Annotated in this window: 1 protein-coding gene; it reads left to right on the plus strand. The window is 68.9% G+C overall.

The annotated features are described in order from the left end of the window. A partial coding sequence (locus tag DNK49_RS23085) for an RHS domain-containing protein (protein ID WP_207807104.1) occupies positions 1 to 901 on the plus strand: 901 nt, incomplete at both ends.

Below are 901 nucleotides of genomic sequence, written 5' to 3' on the forward strand. Positions count from 1 at the left end.
TCTGCGATGTCGAGCGCGATGCGCTGCACCGCGAGGTCTACCGCACCCAGGGTCGGCTGGCGAGCCGATTCGATTACGACCCCATGGGCCGTCTCACCCGCCACCGCAGCTCGCTCGCCCAGGCACAGGCGGGGCGCGTACAGGGGGCGCGGGCGGACGCCGGCACCGCCGTGCTCGAGCGCCGCTACGGTTGGGATGCCGCGGGCAATCTCATCACCCGCGTCGATCAGCTGCGCGGCACCCAGGCCTTTCGTTACGACCCCACCGGCCGCATCCTCGAGGCCACCGGCCCCCGCCCCGAGTCCTTCGCCTTCGATCCGGCCGGCAACCTGCTCGACCCCATCGACCGCGCCATCGGCTACCCCGCCCTCGATAACCGCATCGCCGTCTTCGAGGATCTGCGTTTCGACTACGATACCCACGGCAATGTCACCCGCAGGCGCAAAGGCGCCCACGAACTCTCCGAGCTGAGCTGGAACGCCGAACACCAACTCGCCCAGTCCACCGTCACCCGCCACGGCGTCACCCAGACCACCCGCTACGAGTACGACGCCCTCGGACGGCGCACCCGCAAGCGCGATGCCTTCGGCGCCACCGAGTACCTGTGGGACGGCGATCTGATGATCGAGAGCCGACGCAACAACAAGAGCGCCCTCTACCTCTACGAACCCGACAGCTTCGTGCCCCTGGCCACCGTCCAGCACAACGAGACCTACTGGTATCACTGCGACCAGATCGGCGCACCGATGGAACTCACCGATGCCGACGGCCGCATCGTGTGGGCGGCAGACTATCGGGTGTGGGGCGAGGCGACCGTGCGCAAGACCGGCACCGACGGGCGCTCGGTATCCAGCCACACCCCAGCCCCGCCCCCCATCGAGCAGCCCTTCCGCTTCCAGGG

Source organism: Parazoarcus communis SWub3 = DSM 12120 (assembly GCF_003226565.1).
Taxonomy (GTDB): domain Bacteria; phylum Pseudomonadota; class Gammaproteobacteria; order Burkholderiales; family Rhodocyclaceae; genus Parazoarcus; species Parazoarcus communis.